Source organism: Moritella sp. 5 (assembly GCF_018219455.1).
GTDB lineage: Bacteria > Pseudomonadota > Gammaproteobacteria > Enterobacterales > Moritellaceae > Moritella.
This window is the reverse complement of sequence record NZ_CP056122.1, coordinates 2,673,721-2,693,367: the sequence shown is the minus strand read 5'-3', so window position 1 is coordinate 2,693,367 and position 19,647 is coordinate 2,673,721. Positions and strand designations below refer to the sequence as shown.

General features: G+C 42.1%; 6 protein-coding genes. All 6 read left to right on the top strand.

Features of this window, described 5'->3' with window-relative positions; translation table 11 throughout:
• Positions 1 to 84: 84 nt before the first annotated feature.
• The 6 genes from HWV01_RS12055 (at position 85) to HWV01_RS12030 (ending at position 19,601) form a co-directional block, all read left to right on the top strand.
• Positions 85 to 921 carry a patatin-like phospholipase family protein gene (locus HWV01_RS12055; protein WP_211671774.1) on the top strand — a complete coding sequence of 279 codons (837 nt, stop codon included), beginning with the start codon at positions 85 to 87 and terminating at the stop codon, positions 919 to 921.
• A gap of 65 nt (positions 922 to 986) precedes the next feature.
• Positions 987 to 1,205, top strand: coding sequence for a VF530 family DNA-binding protein (locus HWV01_RS12050; RefSeq protein WP_211671773.1), 219 nt, complete (start codon positions 987 to 989; stop codon positions 1,203 to 1,205).
• 260 nt (positions 1,206 to 1,465) lie between these two features.
• The gene (locus tag HWV01_RS12045) at positions 1,466 to 1,867 is read left to right on the top strand and encodes a thioesterase family protein (protein WP_211671772.1); all 402 of its coding nucleotides are present in this window, start codon (positions 1,466 to 1,468) and stop codon (positions 1,865 to 1,867) included.
• Positions 1,868 to 2,648: 781 nt separating this feature from the next.
• The gene (locus HWV01_RS12040; protein ID WP_211671771.1) at positions 2,649 to 10,868 is read left to right on the top strand and encodes a type I polyketide synthase; all 8,220 of its coding nucleotides are present in this window, start codon (positions 2,649 to 2,651) and stop codon (positions 10,866 to 10,868) included.
• 164 nt (positions 10,869 to 11,032) lie between these two features.
• The gene (locus tag HWV01_RS12035) at positions 11,033 to 13,603 is read left to right on the top strand and encodes a PfaB family protein (RefSeq protein ID WP_211671770.1); all 2,571 of its coding nucleotides are present in this window, start codon (positions 11,033 to 11,035) and stop codon (positions 13,601 to 13,603) included.
• Between the two features lie 112 nt (positions 13,604 to 13,715).
• The gene (locus tag HWV01_RS12030; RefSeq protein WP_211671769.1) at positions 13,716 to 19,601 is read left to right on the top strand and encodes a beta-ketoacyl synthase N-terminal-like domain-containing protein; all 5,886 of its coding nucleotides are present in this window, start codon (positions 13,716 to 13,718) and stop codon (positions 19,599 to 19,601) included.
• The last annotated feature ends 46 nt before the right edge of the window (positions 19,602 to 19,647 follow it).

The window sequence follows — 19,647 nt, the reverse complement described above, 5'->3', positions numbered from 1 at the left end:
AGAAAAGAGAGCGCATGCTCTCTTTTTTTATACCTATATTTAATATACAGTTAGTAAAAAGTTAATTGGGGATTAATCAAAGAGATGGGTAGCACTAAACACAATATTGGCTTGGTACTTTCTGGTGGCGGAGCGAAGGGTATTGCTCACCTTGGCGTATTAAAATACCTGTTAGAGCAGGGGGTAAGACCGAGTTTAATTGCGGGCACGAGTGCCGGTTCTATGGTTGGTGCACTTTACTGTTCTGGATTAGAGATCGATGAAATACTGCAGTTTTTTATAGATGTGAAACCATTTTCTTGGAAATTTACTCGAGCGGCTGCGGGTTTTATTGATCCTGCTAAATTGTATCCTGAGTTTTTAAAGTATATCCCGGAAGATAATTTTAAACATCTTGATCCTGAGTTGCGTATTATTGCTACCAACATGCTACTTGGAAAAGAGCATATTTTTAAAGAGGGTTCCGTTATCAATGCCTTGTTAGCATCGGCAAGTTATCCTTTAGTATTCTCGCCTATGATCATTGATGGCCAAGTTTACTCTGACGGTGGTATCGTTAATCACTTTCCACTAAGTGTTATCGAAGCTGATTGTGATAAAATAATCGGTGTGTATGTATCGCCAATACGTCAAGTTGAACCTGAGGAATTGTCGAGTATCAAAGACGTTGTATTACGCGCATTTACGTTGCAGGGAAGTGGCGCTGAATTAGAGAAACTATCTCAATGTGATGTGCGAATTTACCCCGAAGCATTAGTCAATTACAATACATTTACAACCGACGAAAAATCATTACGAGAAATCTTTAAGATCGGCTACGAAGCAGCAAAAGAGCAATGTGATAGTATTATTGAATTAAAGGAAAGTTTAGTTAGCAGTAACCCGAAAAAGAATCCCTTTACAAGGTGGTTCGGTCATTAATACTGTTAGTAACTCTTGTGTTATACTCATCAGCAATTAATCTTAAATAATTTATCACGGTAAACATGACTCAAATAAATAACCCGCTTCACGGGATGACACTCGAAAAAGTAATTAACAGCCTTGTTGATAAATATGGTTGGGATGGCCTTGGTTACTACGTTAACATTCGCTGTTTTACCCATGATCCAAGTGTTAAGTCTAGTCTTAAGTTTTTACGAAAAACACCTTGGGCGCGTGATAAAGTTGAAGCGTTATACGTAAAAATGGTCACTGAAGACTAAATTTTATTACGGCACGTTGGTCCTTGTTTACTATTGATTAAGCATCATTAACAATGATAAATAGGGACCTGTGAATTGAAAGACGGTATTAACTTTGATTATCGATCTCATTCCTCAGTTATAACTATAAGCAAACCTGTGCTTATTCTAGTGTTACTACCTTTAATGTGTGACACCTTGTCCAATGTTACACTGTCATTTCTCTAATTTATCTATATGCTATGTATTTTAATACGTGATCAAATAGGTTAATTTCAGTAATGACGAAGATATACCATCACCCAGTACAAATTTATTATGAAGATACCGACCACTCAGGTGTTGTTTACCATCCTAATTTTTTGAAGTATTTTGAACGTGCACGTGAACATGTTATCAATTGCGATTTATTAGCGACATTGTGGAACGAACGCGGGTTAGGTTTTGCGGTTTATAAAGCCAATTTAACGTTTCTGGATGGCGTCGAGTTTGCCGAAGTTTGTGATATCCGTACCTCTTTTACACTCGATGGTAAATATAAAACGATCTGGCGTCAGGAAGTGTGGCGTCCTAATGCGAGTAAGGCTGCCGTCATCGGCGATATTGAAATGGTGTGCTTAGATAAAGAAAAGCGCTTACAGCCCTTTCCTAATGATGTATTAACCGCAATGGTAAATGCATAATATCTGGTGTTAGCCAATTGGGTACGAAAAAACCACAATGAAATAATGAGGTATCTAATGCCTCAATTTACGTTTAAATGACTTCCCGTCACGATTAAAACATCGCTAATAGCGACGTCTTCACATGTACTTACTCGTTATATCAGGATTAAATATGGCCATTGGTACATCAAAAATGCTGAGCATTTAGTCTATTAATCATTATTTATGATTGAATTTTGACTGTGTCGCAGCGGTTATGTAATTTAATGTAAGCTTCTTCTTATTTATTACGGCGTTTATTCTAGAAAATGCATACTAATAATGAGAGGTTACGCAGATTTAAGATTAATTATTTGCCACCGGAGTATTTTAGAAAAATAGGTTTTTAGCTTAAAAGAGATGTTTATTACTGAATATCTAGTGAAAATCGGGTAAATGTGTATAAAGATGCATAATTTTATAATGCTAAATCTACTATTTTCAGTTATCCCCTGATCTGATGAGTCTGACTTAAGTGAAATCGAGTATATTTGAGTTGGTTTTTAATCCTGTGTATATTATTGCAGATGTAAATAATACTATGCTGGCGTTGGACGATTAAGTTCAGTGCTGACTATTGGGATAAAATTTAAAACAATTAACTCTACCGAATTTATTTTATGTGAAATGAGATGACGGTAGATTTTTTTCGCACTTTAAGGGTACACTTGTACGCTCAAGTGGTTAGCTTAGTGTCCAAATGGACATTTAATGAGCATTGTTTTTAGTGCAGGAAGATCCTTACAGGAGCAATAACACAATGGCTAAAAAGAACACCACATCGGTTAAGCACGGCAAGGATGTGTTAAGTAGTGACGAGCAACAGTTAAATTCACGTTTGCAAGAATGCCCAATTGCAATCATCGGTATGGCATCGGTTTTTGCTGACGCTAAAAATCTGGACCAATTCTGGGATAATATCGTTGATTCCGTTGATGCCATTATCGATGTGCCTAGCGACCGCTGGAATATTGACGACCATTATTCGGCAGATAAAAAAGCAGCAGACAAGACATACTGTAAACGCGGTGGTTTTATTCCTGAATTAGACTTTGATCCGATGGAGTTTGGCCTGCCGCCAAATATCTTAGAGCTAACTGATATCGCTCAACTGCTGTCGTTAATCGTTGCACGCGATGTATTAAGTGATGCTGGCATTGGCAGTGATTATGACCATGATAAAATTGGTATCACTTTAGGTGTTGGTGGTGGTCAAAAACAAATTTCACCGTTAACCGCTCGCCTGCAAGGCCCAGTGTTAGAAAAAGTATTAAAAGCCTCAGGTATTGATAAAGATGATCGCGAAATGATCATCGAAAAATTCAAAAAAGCTTACATTGGTTGGGAAGAGAATTCATTCCCAGGTATGTTAGGTAACGTTATTGCTGGTCGAATTGCTAATCGCTTCGACTTTGGCGGTACTAACTGTGTGGTCGATGCGGCGTGTGCAGGCTCCCTAGCAGCAATTAAAATGGCGATTTCAGACTTACTGGAATACCGTTCAGAAGTGATGATCTCGGGTGGTGTATGTTGTGATAACTCACCATTCATGTATATGTCATTCTCAAAAACCCCTGCGTTTACCACCAATGATGATATTCGTCCGTTTGATGACGATTCGAAAGGTATGCTGCTGGGTGAAGGTATTGGCATGCTGGCGTTTAAACGTCTGGAAGATGCTGAACGTGATGGCGATAGAATCTATTCTGTATTGAAAGGTATCGGCACGTCTTCCGATGGTCGTTTCAAGTCTATTTACGCACCGCGCCCAGATGGCCAAGCCAAAGCGCTTAAACGTGCTTATGAAGATGCGGGTTTCGCACCTGAAACATGTGGTCTTATTGAAGGTCACGGTACGGGGACGAAAGCTGGCGATGTGGCGGAGTTTAGTGGTCTAACTAAACACTTTGGTGCAGCGAGTGATAAGAAGCAGCACATTGCATTAGGTTCGGTTAAATCGCAAATTGGCCATACTAAATCTGCGGCTGGTTCTGCAGGTATGATCAAAGCAGCATTAGCACTACATCATAAAATTTTACCTCCGACTATTCATATCGATAAACCAAATGAAGCCTTGGATATCAAAAATAGCCCGATGTATTTAAACAGTGAGACGCGTCCTTGGATGCCACGTGAAGATGGTATCCCACGCCGTGCGGGTATTAGCTCATTCGGTTTTGGTGGTACTAACTTCCATATTATTTTAGAAGAGTATCGTCCGAGCCATGATAGCGCATATCGCTTAAACTCAGTCTCGCAAACAGTACTTATCTCTGCGACTAACCAGCAAGGTATTATCGCAGAATTAAATAATTGGCGTACTAAACTGGCGGTAGAGGCTGACCTTCAGGCATTTGCGTTTAACGATTTAGTGACTACCTGGCCGTTGAATACGCCATCAGCAGATCAAGCGCGTTTAGGTTTTGTTGCACGTAATGCAAACGAAGCCATTGTTATGATTAATGCGGCGTTGAAACAATTCAGCGTGAATGCAGATAAAGCAACATGGTCAGTACCAACGGGGATCTATTATCGCCAAACGGGTATTGATGCCAATGGTAAAGTTGTCGCGTTATTCTCCGGACAAGGTTCGCAATATGTGAACATGGGCCGTGAGTTAACTTGTAACTTCCCAAGCATGATGCACAGTACAGCGGCAATGGATAGAGAATTCAGTACAGTTGGTTTAGGTCAGTTGTCTGCAATCACTTATCCGATTCCAGTGTACACTGACGCTGAACGTAAGTTACAAGAAGCGCAATTGCGTTTAACTCAACATGCACAACCTGCGATTGGTTGTTTTAGCGTTGGTCTGTTTAAAACGTTCCAACAAGCAGGTTTTAAAGCTGACTTTACCGCTGGTCATAGTTTCGGTGAATTAACGGCATTATGGGCTGCTGACGTATTGAGCGACAGTGATTACATGATGTTGGCACGCAGTCGTGGTCAAGCCATGGCGGCGCCAGAGCAACAAGATTTTGATGCTGGCAAGATGGCGGCTGTCGTGGGTGACCCACTGCAAGTTGCGGTGATCATCGACGCGATTGATGATGTGTCTATTGCTAACCACAACTCTAATAATCAAGTGGTTATTGCTGGGTCTAGTGAGCAGGTGGTTGTTGCTATTACAGCGCTCGGTAATGCTGGTTTCAAGGTTGTTCCACTGCCTGTATCAGCTGCGTTTCATACTCCATTAGTCGGTCACGCTCAAAAGCCATTTGCCAACGCGGTTGATAGCACTAAGTTTAAAGCGCCGACAATTCCAGTTTTTGCTAACGGCACAGGTTTAGTTCATTCAAGTAAACCGAACGAAATTAAAAAAAGCCTGAAAAAACATATGTTGGAACCTGTCCATTTCAATCAAGAAATTGACAATATATATGCAGACGGTGGCCGTATATTTATCGAGTTTGGCCCGAAGAATGTACTAACCAAATTGGTTGAGAATATTCTTAATGATAAATCTGATGCTGTAGCTATCGCTGTAAATGCTAATCCAAAACAACCTGCCGATGTGCAAATGCGTCAAGCTGCCCTGCAGATGGCCGTTCTTGGTGTTGCGTTAGAAAATCTTGACCCGTACGATGCGGTTAAGCGTCCATCAACTGCGCCGAAAGTGTCACCTATGTTGATGAAACTGTCTGGTGCATCGTATGTGAGTCCGAAAACTAAAAAAGCATTTACGGATTCGTTAACTGACGGTTGGACGGTGAAACAAGCAAAGGCTACTCCTGTTGCTGTTCCACAACCTAAAGTGATTGAAAAGATCGTTGAAGTCGAGAAAATAGTAGAAAGAATCGTTGAAGTCGAGAAGATTGTCTACGTTAATGCTGATGGTTCACTTGCATCTAAAAATAATAGCAACGGTGTTAACGATCATGTTAACAGCGCTGTTATTAACAATACTGATGCCGATCTTGTTGCTTCTATCGAGCGCAGTGTTGGTCAGTTTGTTGAACACCAGCAGCAATTATTAAATGTGCATGAGCAGTTTATGCAGGGACCACAGGACTATGCTAAAACAGTTCAATCGGTACTTGCAGCGCAAACTAGCAACGAATTACCGGAAAGTCTAGACCGTACACTGGCTATGTATAATGAGTTCCAATCTGAAACTCTGCGTGTGCATGAAACTTATCTGAACAATCAGACGAGCCATATGAATACCATGCTCACTGGTTCTGAATCTAGCGTTATAGAAACGTCTGTTACTCCTGCATTGAATACGCCACAACAGCCAGTACAAACTGCATCGCTAATAACTCCGGTTGTTCATGACAAAGTGGCAAGTCCTGTTGTTGTAAATACAGTGACAAATGTTGCATCTAATGTTTCAAATAGTGCGGCCGTTGCAGTGCAAACTGTGGCATTAACGCCTGCTCCTGTGAGCTCTCCAGCGGTTGCTTCTACACCTGCACCTGTATTGGTTGCTGTCGTGGCTGAATCAGTTGTTATACCTAAGGTTGTCGTTCAATCGAGTATTGATGTAGCAACGATTAACAAGGTGATGTTAGACGTTGTTGCTGATAAAACCGGTTATCCAACAGATATGCTTGAACTGAGCATGGATATGGAAGCTGACTTAGGTATTGACTCTATCAAACGTGTTGAAATCTTAGGTACAGTACAGGAACTAATCCCAGATCTTCCTGAGCTTAACCCTGAAGACCTTGCTGAATTGCGCACGCTTGGTGAAATTGTTACTTATATGCAAAGTAAAGTAATGAAATCAAAAGCGCAAGCGGCAGTACCTGCAATAAGTGCATCTATTACGGCTGTACCTGCAGTTGCTGGTATTGATTTAAACCATATCCAAACAGTAATGCTGGATGTTGTGGCTGATAAGACTGGTTATCCGACAGACATGCTTGAACTAAGCATGGATATGGAAGCGGACTTAGGTATTGATTCAATCAAACGTGTAGAAATTTTAGGTGCAGTACAGGAAATTATCACTGATTTACCTGAGCTAAACCCTGAAGACCTAGCTGAATTACGCACCTTAGGTGAAATCGTTACTTATATGCAGAGCAAGGCTCCTGTATCAGAAAGTGTACCTGCGGCAACGATAGAATCTATAGACGCTGTAGCTACAAGTTCAACATCAGCTATCGATTTAAACCACATCCAAACAGTAATGCTGGATGTTGTGGCTGATAAGACTGGTTATCCGACAGACATGCTTGAACTAAGCATGGATATGGAAGCTGACTTAGGTATTGATTCAATTAAACGTGTAGAAATCTTAGGTGCAGTACAGGAAATTATCACTGATTTACCTGAGCTAAACCCTGAAGACCTAGCTGAATTACGCACCTTAGGTGAAATCGTTACTTATATGCAGAGCAAGGCTCCTGTAGCAGAAAGTGTACCTGCGGCAACGATAGAATCTATAGACGCTGTAGCTACAAGTTCAACATCAGCTATCGATTTAAACCACATCCAAACAGTAATGCTGGATGTTGTGGCTGATAAGACTGGTTATCCGACAGATATGCTTGAACTAAGCATGGATATGGAAGCGGACTTAGGTATTGATTCAATCAAACGTGTAGAAATTTTAGGTGCAGTACAGGAAATTATCACTGATTTACCTGAGCTAAACCCTGAAGACCTAGCTGAATTACGCACCTTAGGTGAAATCGTTACTTATATGCAGAGCAAGGCTCCTGTAGCAGAAAGTGTACCTGTGCCAACGACAGAATCTACAGACGCTGTCGTGACAAGTGCTACACCAACTATCGACTTAAATCATATCCAAACGGTAATGATGGAAGTGGTTGCAGACAAGACGGGTTATCCGGTAGACATGCTTGAATTAGGTATGGACATGGAAGCGGACCTTGGCATTGACTCAATTAAACGTGTAGAAATCTTAGGTGCAGTACAGGAAATTATCACTGATTTACCTGAACTAAACCCTGAAGATTTAGCGGAATTGCGTACATTAGGTGAAATCGTTACCTATATGCAGAGTAAAGTGGAGTCTCCGGTTGTAGCTGACATTACTAATACAACGGCTAATACTGTAATGACTGCCGAGATTGATTTAGATCGTATTCAAAACGTGATGATGGACGTTGTTGCGGATAAGACGGGTTACCCTGCCAACATGCTAGAGCTAGCAATGGACATGGAAGCGGACCTTGGTATTGATTCAATCAAACGGGTTGAAATTTTAGGGGCAGTACAGGAGATCATTACTGATTTACCTGAACTAAACCCAGAAGATTTAGCAGAACTGCGCACACTAGAAGAAATTGTACTTTATATGCAGAGTAAAGCCATGCAAAGCAAGGCGACGGGCAGTGTCGATTCTGAAAATGCTGTTTCGGATGCATTTATGCATGACAGTGTTGCAACGATTACTGCAGCGTTAGAGCCGAAAGCTGAATTTCAACCAGCACCGAGTGCTACGGTTGCGATTACACGATTAAGCTCTGTCACTAAAATCAGTCATGATACTAAAGGTGCTAACGCCCTAATCGTCGCTGACGGTAGTGATAATGCGGTGCAATTAGCGGATGAATTAATTAAATCTGGCTGGAATGTAACTGCATTGCAACCGAGTTGGATCACAACTGATAGCACAAAAACGTTTGCTAAGTCAGTGAGTGTGGTTACGTTAAACGCCGTTGATGAAACTGAAATTAACAATATCATTACTGCAAATGCGCAACTTGATGCGGTTATCTACCTGCATGCAAGCACTGAGATAAGCCACATCGAATACCCGCAAGCATCTAAGCAAGGCTTAATGTTAGCGTTCTTATTAGCTAAATTGAGCAAAGTAACTCAAGCAGCTAAAGTACGCGGCGCTTTCATGGTTGTTACTCAGCAAGGTGGTTCATTAGGCTTTAGTGATAGTGATAAACCTGAGCGAGTAAAAAGTGACTTAGTACAAAGTGGTTTAAACGGCTTAGTTAAAACACTATCACACGAATGGGATCACGTATTCTGTCGTGCGGTAGATATGCCTACGTCATTAACTGCAAAGCAAGTGGCAAAAATTGTTAGTGATGAACTGCTTGATGCTGACACCACTTTAATTGAAGTTGGTTATCAGCCTGCAGAGAAAAATGGCGTTGAACGTGTCACTTTAACTGACGTTGTTACTGATAGTTACGGATTAACCGCAGGTAATAACATTGATGCTAATTCGGTATTCTTGGTTAGTGGTGGTGCTAAAGGTGTGACTGCACATTGTGTTGTTCGTATTGCTAAAGAATATCAAGCTAAGTTCATCTTATTGGGACGTTCGAAGTTCTCAACTGATGAGCCTAATTGGGCACAGGGTATTAGCGATGAAGCTGCGTTAAAGAAAGCCGCGATGCAGTCTTTGATTGCTGCTGGTGATAAACCAACACCGGTGAAGATCGTACAACTGATCAAACCTATCCAAGCTAATCGTGAAATAGCACAAACTTTAACAGCCATTACCGCAGCGGGTGGTCAAGTTGAGTATGTTTCTGCTGATGTAACCAATGCAGTAAATGTACAGGCCGCCGTGAAACCAGTTATTGCTAAATTTGGTGATGTTACAGGTATTATTCATGGCGCAGGCGTTTTAGCCGACCAATTTATTGAGCAAAAAACACTGAGCGATTTTGAGTCTGTTTACAGCACCAAAATTGACGGTTTGTTATCACTGTTATCAGTGACCGAAGCAAGTAACATCAAGCAATTGGTATTGTTCTCGTCAGCCGCGGGTTTCTACGGTAACCCTGGGCAGTCTGATTATGCAATGGCTAATGAGATCTTAAATAAAACTGCCTATCGTTTTAAATCATTGCACCCACAAGCGCAGGTCCTGAGCTTTAACTGGGGTCCTTGGGATGGCGGCATGGTCACGCCAGAGGTGAAACGTATGTTTGATCAACGTGGTGTATATATTATTCCACTTGATGCAGGCGCGCAGTTGTTATTGAGTGAGTTAGCAGCGAATGATAATCGTTGTCCACAAATTCTAGTGGGTAATGATTTATCAAAAAATGTTGAGAATGATGTAGAGAGTAATACTGTAAAAAAGCCACGAGTTAGTTGTTTATCAGATGCTTTCGTCATTAAAAGCATCAAAGCAACTAACAGTGATTTTCAGGCTAATAGCTATAATTTTCAGGTGAACGATAATCACTTTTTAGCTGACCACATGATCAAAGGCAATCAGGTATTACCTACGGTTTGCGCGATTGCCTGGATGAGTGATGCGGCACTGGCGACTTATAGTAAACGAGACTGTACATTAAAATATGTCGGTTTCGAAGACTATAAATTGTTTAAAGGGGTGGTTTTTGATGGCAGAGAGGCGGCGGATCACCAAATCCAATTGTCGCCTGTGACGACTGGTCCCGAGCTGGCAGGTGTAGTCCGTATTGCGGCAAAAACCTTTAGCCTGAAAAGCGATGGTAAACCTGTGTTTCACTATGCTGCGACGATATTATTAGCGACTCAACCGCTAGACGCAGTGAGGGTTAATCTGCCGTCATTAGCGACGGATGTTGATAACAACGCTGTTAGCAACAAGTCGGTTGATGAAGCACAAGCATTATATAGCAATGGCACTTTGTTTCATGGCGACAGTCTGCAGGGTATTAAGCAGATATTACGTTGTGATGAGCAAGGACTATTACTGGCGTGTCAGGTCACGGACGTTGCAGCTGCGAAGCAGGGATCATTCCCCTTGGCAGCTAACAACATTTTTGCTAATGACTTGGTTTATCAGGCTATGTTGGTATGGGTGCGTAAGCAATTTAACTTAGGTAGCTTACCTTCTGTAACAGCAGCTTGGACTGTGTATCGTGAAGTGGCTGTTGATGAGCTGTTTTATTTGCAACTTAAGGTTGTCGAGCATGATCTGTTGACATCTCGAGGCAGTAAAGCCTGTTGTGATATTCAATTAATCAGTGCCGATATGCAATTACTTGCAGAAATTAAATCTGCACAAGTCAGTGTGAGTGACATTTTGAATGATATGTCTTGAGCCTGTAATTAAATAATCATAATTGTAGGCGTCATAGTCATCATGGCGTCTACTTTTATTAATTAGTTTCATTATTAAATATTAATAGCTAAAAGCGGTTGGCTTAAATTCCAGTTTCCAGCGTTTTTAGCTATTACTATTCGAAATAGGATATTACAAAGAATATGACGGAATTAGCTGTTATTGGTATGGATGCTAAATTTAGCGGACAAGATAATATTGATCGTGTTGAACGTGCTTTCTATTTAGGCGCTAGTATCGGCAATAACGCCAGTATTAGCACCAGCGGCATTAGCGATGCTGATAAGAAAAATAGCACTTCGGCGACAGTGCTAACGTCTGTGGCGTTATTAGCAGAAACTAATCAGTTGCACATGGCTAATATAGCGGTATTGCTTATTGCTGATACCAACAGTTGTGTTCACGAGCTGATTGTTGAACAAGTCGCGCAGCAGTGCGCGAGCTGTGTTGTTATTACCGAACTAGGCCAAGCACTGAAGCAAGCAACTGATTTAGTCAATAACCAAGATTGCGCAGTCGCTGTGATCGGTATTAATAATGCCACTGCTGTTGGTCATGACTGTGTCAGAATTGATACTGCAGAAGCACCCGTGGCGACAATCAGCTTTGATGAAACATTTAGTGGTTATGCCAGTGTTACAGGGGTCGCCAGTTTACTTATCTCCTCAACAGATTTCGCTCGTGTTAATCAATGTTATGTTTATACCAACATTAAAGGCTTCGCTCAGTTGGCTGTAAACAGTGAACTAAATGTTCCAAACATTGCTAATACCGCACGCCTCGCATTACAGAAAGCTCAAATCAAAGCAGAGCAGGTTGGCCTATTAGAAGTCACTGCAGACTCTAGAGCTGAATTGGCGTTATTTGAAAGCCAGGGGTTAATGTCTGCTTATAGTAATACGCAAAGTTTACATACAGCATTAAGCTGTGCGCGTAGTGTGACTGGTGAAAACAGCTATTTCTCACAGGTTGCGGGTTTATTAAAAGCAGTTATTAGTTTACATCAGCGTTATATACCAGCTATTAAAGACTGGCAACAACCTATCCAAACACAAATGTCACAGTGGCAGCGTTCGCCATTCTATATATCAGTTGATGCTAGACCTTGGTTTCCACATGAAGATGGTAGCGCTCATGTCGCCGCTTATAGTTGCGTTGCTCACTCCTTATCAAAACAGGGCTACTGTCACGTAATTCTACAAGAAAACAAGGTCAAGATTGCAGGCCAAGACCATCCGGTTAGCGATGTGCGCAGTAATGGTTTTTTTGCCGCCAGTGATTTATCTCTGGTTATTATTCAAGGTGATGACGAAGCGCAATTACGCAGTGAATTAGAGCGTATTGCCGGTCAATCAATGACGACCGGTATTAAGAAAATAGCGACGGATTGTTATGTTCGTAGTGATAGCAACAAAGTTTATAGCGCAGTGCTCATTGCTGAGTCAGCCGAAGAGTTGAGTAAAGAGATCACGCTTGCATTCGCTGGCATCAGCAGTGTATTTAATGATGCGAATGTCAGTGAATGGAAAACCCCTAAGGGCAGTTATTTTACTGGGCAGCCAGCTAACCGTGGAACAGACCACTGTACACAAGGTGGTATTGCATTTTTATACCCTGGGATTGGCGCTACTTATGTTGGTTTAGGCCGTGATCTATTTCATTTATTCCCACAAATTTTTCAGCCCGTTGCGGCCTTAGCGGATGACATAGGTTCGAGTCTTAAAGATACCTTACTTAATCCACGCAGCATTAGTCGCCATAGTTTCAAACAGCTGAAACAGCTGGATCTAAATCTACGGGGCAACCTAGCCAATATTGCCGAAGCAGGTGTTGGTTTTGCTTGTGTGTTTACCAAGGTGTTTGAAGAAGTATTTGCAGTTAAAGCAGACTTTGCCACGGGTTACAGTATGGGTGAAGTGAGTATGTATGCAGCATTAGGATGCTGGCAACAACCGGGGCTGATGAGCGCACGTCTTGCACAGTCAAATACCTTTAATCATCAGCTTTGTGGTGAATTAAGAACCCTACGCCAGCATTGGTGTATGGATGATGTTCCAGACGGTACTTTTGAACAGATCTGGGAAACGTATACCATTAAGGCGACTATTGAACAGGTAGAGATTGCAGCTGCAGATGAAGATCGTGTGTACTGCACCATCATCAATACGCCAGATAGTTTATTACTGGCAGGTTATCCAGAAGCTTGCCAGCGGGTGATCAAAAAATTAGGCAAACGGGCGATGGCATTAAATATGGCCAACGCGATCCACAGTGCCCCAGCTTATGCCGAATATGACCATATGGTTGAGTTATATCATATGGATGTCACTGAACGTATTAAAACCAAAATGTATTCAAGCTCATGTTATTTACCTATTCCACAACGCAGCAAAGCGATCTCACACAGTATTGCTAAATGCTTGTGTGATGTGGTGGATTTTCCGCGCTTAGTGAATACCTTACATGATAAAGGCGCGCGGGTATTTATTGAGATGGGGCCTGGACGCTCGTTATGCAGCTGGGTAGATAAGATCCTAACCCATGAGAAAGATGATAGTCGCCATGTATCCGTCCCTGTGAATGCTAAGGGCACCAGTGATGAACTGACTTATATTCGCGCGATTGCTAAATTAGTTAGCCATGGCGTGAATTTGAATTTAGATAGTTTGTTTAACGGGTCAATCCTTGTTAAAGCTGGCCGCCTCGATTGTTAATACATGACGCTTTGCTAGTGCGGGCAGATAATTAAAAAATCAGAAAAACAAGGTAGACAGTCCAGGCGGGGTGTTCTCCGTCAGTTGAAATATGGATTTAAAGAGAGTAATTATGGAAAATATTGCAGTAGTAGGTATTGCTAATTTGTTTCCGGGCTCACAAGCTCCGGATCAATTTTGGCAGCAATTGCTTGAACAACAAGATTGCCGCAGTAAAGCGACAGCTGTTCAGATGGGCGTTGACCCTGCTAAATACACCGCTAACAAAGGTGATACAGATAAGTTCTACTGTGTTCACGGTGGTTATATCAGTGATTTTAATTTTGATGCATCTGGTTATCAACTCGATAGCCGCTATTTAACGGAATTAGATGATCTAAATCAGTGGGGGCTTTATGTTACTAAACAGGCGCTTGCAGATGCAGGTTACTGGGGTAGTGATGCGTTGTCAAATTGCGGGGTTATTTTAGGCAATCTGTCATTCCCAACCAAGTCATCGAATCAGCTGTTCATGCCGTTATATCATCAAGTTGTTGATAATGCGTTAAAGTCAGTATTACATCCAGATTTTCAATTAACCCATTATACTGCACCGAAACAAACACATGCAGATAATGCCTTAGTCGCGGGTTATCCAGCGGCTTTGATCGCCCACGCTGCGGGCTTAGGTGGTTCACACTTTGCACTGGATGCGGCTTGTGCGTCATCTTGTTATAGCGTTAAATTAGCCTGTGATTATCTGCATACCGGTAAAGCTGACATGATGTTAGCTGGAGCGGTATCAGCAGCAGATCCTATGTTTGTGAATATGGGGTTCTCGATTTTCCAAGCTTATCCAGGCAATAATGTTCACGCCCCGTTTGATAAAAATTCACAAGGTTTATTTGCCGGTGAAGGCGCGGGCATGATGGTATTAAAACGCCACAGTGATGCAGTACGCGATGGTGATAATATTTACGCCATTATTAAAGGCGGCGCATTATCGAATGATGGTAAAGGTGAATTTGTATTAAGCCCAAACACCAAGGGCCAGGTATTAGTTTATGAACGCGCTTATGCGGATGCCGGTGTGGATCCAGCGGCTGTTGATTATATCGAGTGCCACGCTACCGGTACCCCGAAAGGTGATAATGTTGAATTACGCTCGATGGAAACCTTCTTTAGTCGGGTAAATAACAAACCGCTGTTGGGCTCGGTTAAATCAAACCTTGGTCATTTGTTAACGGCAGCTGGTATGCCGGGCATGACCAAAGCTATGTTAGCACTGGGTAAAGGCCTTATTCCAGCCACGATTAATCTGAAAGAACCACTGCAGTCTAAAAATGGTTACTTTACTGGCGAGCAGATGCCGACGAGTACTGTGCCTTGGCCTACTTCTCATGGGTCAAAAACGACTGGCCCACGTACAGCAGGTGTCAGTGTCTTTGGTTTTGGTGGCAGTAACGCCCATTTGGTATTACAACAACCAACACAAGCGCTTGAATCTAACTTTGGTGCTGCTAAGCCCCGTGAGCCACTGGCTATTATTGGTATGGACAGCCATTTTGGCAGTGCGAGTAACTTAGCGCAGTTCAAAACCTTATTAGATAATAACCAAAACACCTTCCGTGAGTTACCTGAGCAACGCTGGAAAGGGATGGAAAGTAACGCTAACGTCATGCAGTCGTTACAGTTAACCAAAGCGCCTAAAGGTGGCTATGTTGAACAGCTAGATATTGATTTCTTACGCTTCAAAGTGCCACCAAATGAAAAAGACTGCTTGATCCCACAACAATTAATGATGATGCAAGTTGCTGACAATGCTGCGAAAGATGCAGGGCTTGTTGAAAGTAGTAACGTTGCCGTGTTAGTTGCTATGGGTATGGAACTGGAATTACACCAGTATCGTGGTCGTGTTAATTTAACGACTCAAATTGAAGACAGTTTATTACAACAAGGCATTAACTTAACGGTTGAGCAACGTAAAGAACTGACTAATATTGCCAAAGATGGTCTCGCCTCTGCCGCGCAGTTAAATCAGTACACCAGTTTTATTGGCAATATCATGGCGTCACGTATTTCGGCGTTATGGGATTTCTCTGGCCCTGCTATTACTGTATCGGCTGAAGAAAACTCGGTATATCGTTGCGTCGAATTAGCTGAAAACCTATTTCAAACCAGTGATGTTGAAGCGGTTATTATTGCTGCCGTTGATTTGGCCGGGTCAATTGAAAACATTACCTTACGTCAGCACTACGGACCTGTAAGTGAAAATGGGCCTAATAGTAAAGATGTAACCAGCAACAACATACTTGATGAGCAGCAATGGCTGGTGGGTGAGGGTGCTGCTGCTATTGTAGTGAAACCTGTATCTCAAGTTGCATCACAGCAAGTTTATGCCAGCATTGATGCGGTTAGTTTTGCATCAGGCAGCGATGCTCAAGCCATTGCGAGTGCAGCGGATAAAGCCTTAACGTTAGCAGGTATCAGTGCTGCGGATGTGGTGAGTGTAGAAGCACACGCCAGTGGTTTTAGCGCCGAAAACAGTGCTGAGAAAGCCGCGTTTGCTCAATTATATCCAAATGTTAATATTAGCTCGGTAAAATCTAATATTGGGCATACGTTTAATGCATCCGGTATTGCTAGTATTATTAAAAGTGCTTTACTGTTAGACCAACAAAGTAGTCAAGAGCAAGCAAGTACCAAGCAACAGCAAGCGGTACAACATATTGCGATTAACGGTCTTGGTCGTGATTACAGCTGTGCACATCTTATTTTGTCGACTTCGGAACAAGTTCATCAAGCTGCGCCAGCGCCAATCAGTAAACGACGCCCGCAACTGGTTAAAACTATCAAGCTCGGTGGTCAGTTAATTGCCGAAGCAATCGTGAATAGTGCCAGTTCATCGTTGAATGTGATCAAGGCGCAGTTTGTGGGCAAAATCTTAACTAAGGTTAACCAGCCTGTAATTATGGATAATGTGATACCACAAGGTATTCGTCCTAATTCAATCAGATCCTCAATCCTTTCCCAACATCAACATACAGCGCAGCCAGTATTGGCTCAGAGCGTTGTTGGAGTGACAGTGAAAAGTAAAGCCAGTACAGAAATTTATCAGCAAGCGTCTACGCATCAGGCATTCTTACAAAGCCGCTTAGCTGCACAGAAAAATCTTTCTCAACTTATCGAACTACAAGCGAAAATATCAGCTGGTTTGCCAGTGCAAGATCGCGTTGAAAGCGCAGCCTCAGAAATAGTGACGCCATTAACGGTAGTACCAACGGTTGTTTCAGAGAAGCCTGTAGTCGTTGCTAATCTCACAAGTGTGGAAGCACAGGTTCAAGCCGAAGCGATACAAGCTGGTTTCCAGATCAAAGGGCCAGTCGGTTACAACTATCCACCATTGCAATTAATTGAACGTTATAATCAACCAGAAAATGTTATTTATGATCAAGCTGATCTGGTTGAGTTCGCTGAAGGTGACATTGGTAAAGTATTTGGTGCAGAGTACAACATCATTGATGGTTATTCACGTCGTGTACGTTTGCCAACCTCGGATTATTTGTTAGTCACACGCGTTACCGAGCTTGATGCTAAGATTAACGAATATAAAAAATCATACATGTGTACGGAATATGATATCCCGGTCGATGCACCGTTCCTTATTGATGGTCAGATCCCTTGGTCAGTAGCGGTGGAGTCAGGTCAGTGTGACTTGATGCTGATTTCCTACATAGGTATCGATTTCCAAGCTAAAGGAGAGCGTGTTTACCGATTACTTGATTGTGAATTAACTTTCCTTGAAGAGATGGCTTTCGGCGGCGATACATTGCGTTACGAGATCCACATTGATTCTTATGCACGTAATGGTGAACAGCTATTATTCTTCTTCCACTATGATTGTTATGTGGGTGATAAGAAAGTACTTATCATGCGTAATGGTTGTGCTGGCTTCTTTACTGATGAAGAACTTTCTGATGGTAAAGGTGTGATTCAAAACGATAAAGATAAAGCTGAATTTTCAAATGCAGTTAAATCATCATTTACACCGTTATTGCAGCATAGGCGTAGTCAATATGACTACAGTGATATGATGAAGTTGGTTAACGGTGATGTGGCTGGTTGTTTTGGTCCGCAATATGATCTTGATGGACGTAATCCATCGTTGAAATTCTCATCAGAGAAGTTCTTGATGATTGAGCGCATTACCAAGATAGATCCAACAGGTGGTCACTGGGGCTTAGGGCTATTAGAAGGCCAAAAAGACTTAGATCCTGAGCATTGGTATTTCCCTTGTCACTTTAAAGGTGATCAAGTGATGGCGGGTTCTTTGATGTCGGAAGGCTGTGGTCAGATGGCGATGTTCTTTATGTTGTCACTCGGCATGCATACTAACGTTAATAATGCTCGTTTCCAGCCCCTGCCAGGTGAATCGCAAACGGTACGTTGTCGTGGACAGGTATTACCGCAGCACAACACGCTGACTTATCGTATGGAAGTGACTGCTATGGGTATGGAACCGTACCCGTATATGAAAGCCAATATTGATATTATTCTTGATGGCAAAGTGGTTGTTGATTTTAAAAACCTTTGCGTGATTATCAGTGATCAAGATGAAAACTCAGATTATCCAGTAACGCTACCTCATAATGTGAAGCTGAAAACACGCACGTCTCCAGCCGTTGTAACTGCTTTAGCGCCAGTGGCTGTAACAGCTAACAGTGCGGTTCTGGACGAACGTGGTGTTGAACCATTTAAGTTCCCAGAACGTCCTCTAATGCGCGTAGAGTCAGATTTATCAGCACCGAAAACGAAAGGTGTAACGCCGATCAAACATTTCGAAGCGCCAGCGGTTGCAGGACATCATAGAGTGCCGAATCAAGCACCATTCACGCCTTGGCATATGTTTGAATTCGCAACCGGAAACATTTCTAACTGTTTTGGTCCTGACTTTGATGTCTATGAAGGTCGTATTCCACCACGTACGCCTTGTGGTGATCTACAAGTCGTTACTCAGGTTGTTGAAGTTCAGGGGGATCGTCTTGACCTGAAGAATCCGTCAAGCTGTGTAGCTGAATATTATGTACCGGAAGATGCTTGGTACTTCACGAAAAACAGCCATGAAAACTGGATGCCATATTCATTGATTATGGAAATTGCGCTGCAACCGAATGGCTTTATTTCCGGTTACATGGGTACAACCTTGAAATACCCAGAAAAAGACCTGTTTTTCCGTAACCTTGATGGCAGTGGAACATTACTGAAACAGATAGATTTACGCGGTAAAACTATCGTTAACAAATCGGTATTGGTCAGCACGGCAATTGCTGGTGGCGCGATCATTCAAAGTTTTACGTTTGATATGTCGGTTGATGGCGAGCTGTTTTATACTGGTAAAGCGGTATTTGGTTACTTTAGTGGCGAGTCTCTGACTAACCAACTGGGTATTGATAATGGTAAAATCACCAATGCTTGGTTTGTTGATAACAATACCCCGTCAGACAATATTGATGTATTTGATTTAACTAATCAGTCATTGGCTCTGTATAAAGCACCTGCGGATAAACCCCATTATAAATTGGCGGGCGGTCAGATGAACTTTATCGATATCGTGTCAGTAGTTGAAGGTGGTGGTAAGGCCGGTGTTGCTTATGTTTATGGTGAACGTACGATTGATGCTGATGATTGGTTCTTCCGTTATCACTTCCACCAAGATCCGGTTATGCCTGGTTCATTAGGTGTTGAAGCTATCATCGAGTTAATGCAAACTTATGCGTTGAAAAATGATTTAGGCGCACAGTTCAGTAATCCACGTTTCATTGCACCAATGACGAAAGTTGATTGGAAATACCGTGGCCAAATTACGCCGCTGAATAAGAAAATGTCTCTGGATGTGCATATTACCGAGATCATTACTGAAGCCGGTGAAATACGTATCGTCGGTGATGCTAACCTATCTAAAGATGGTCTGCGCATTTATGAAGTGAAGAATATTGTATTAAGTATTGTTGAGGCGTAGCGTCTGTTCAATGTCGCATTGGTTAAAGACGCTCAGTAGGCTTACT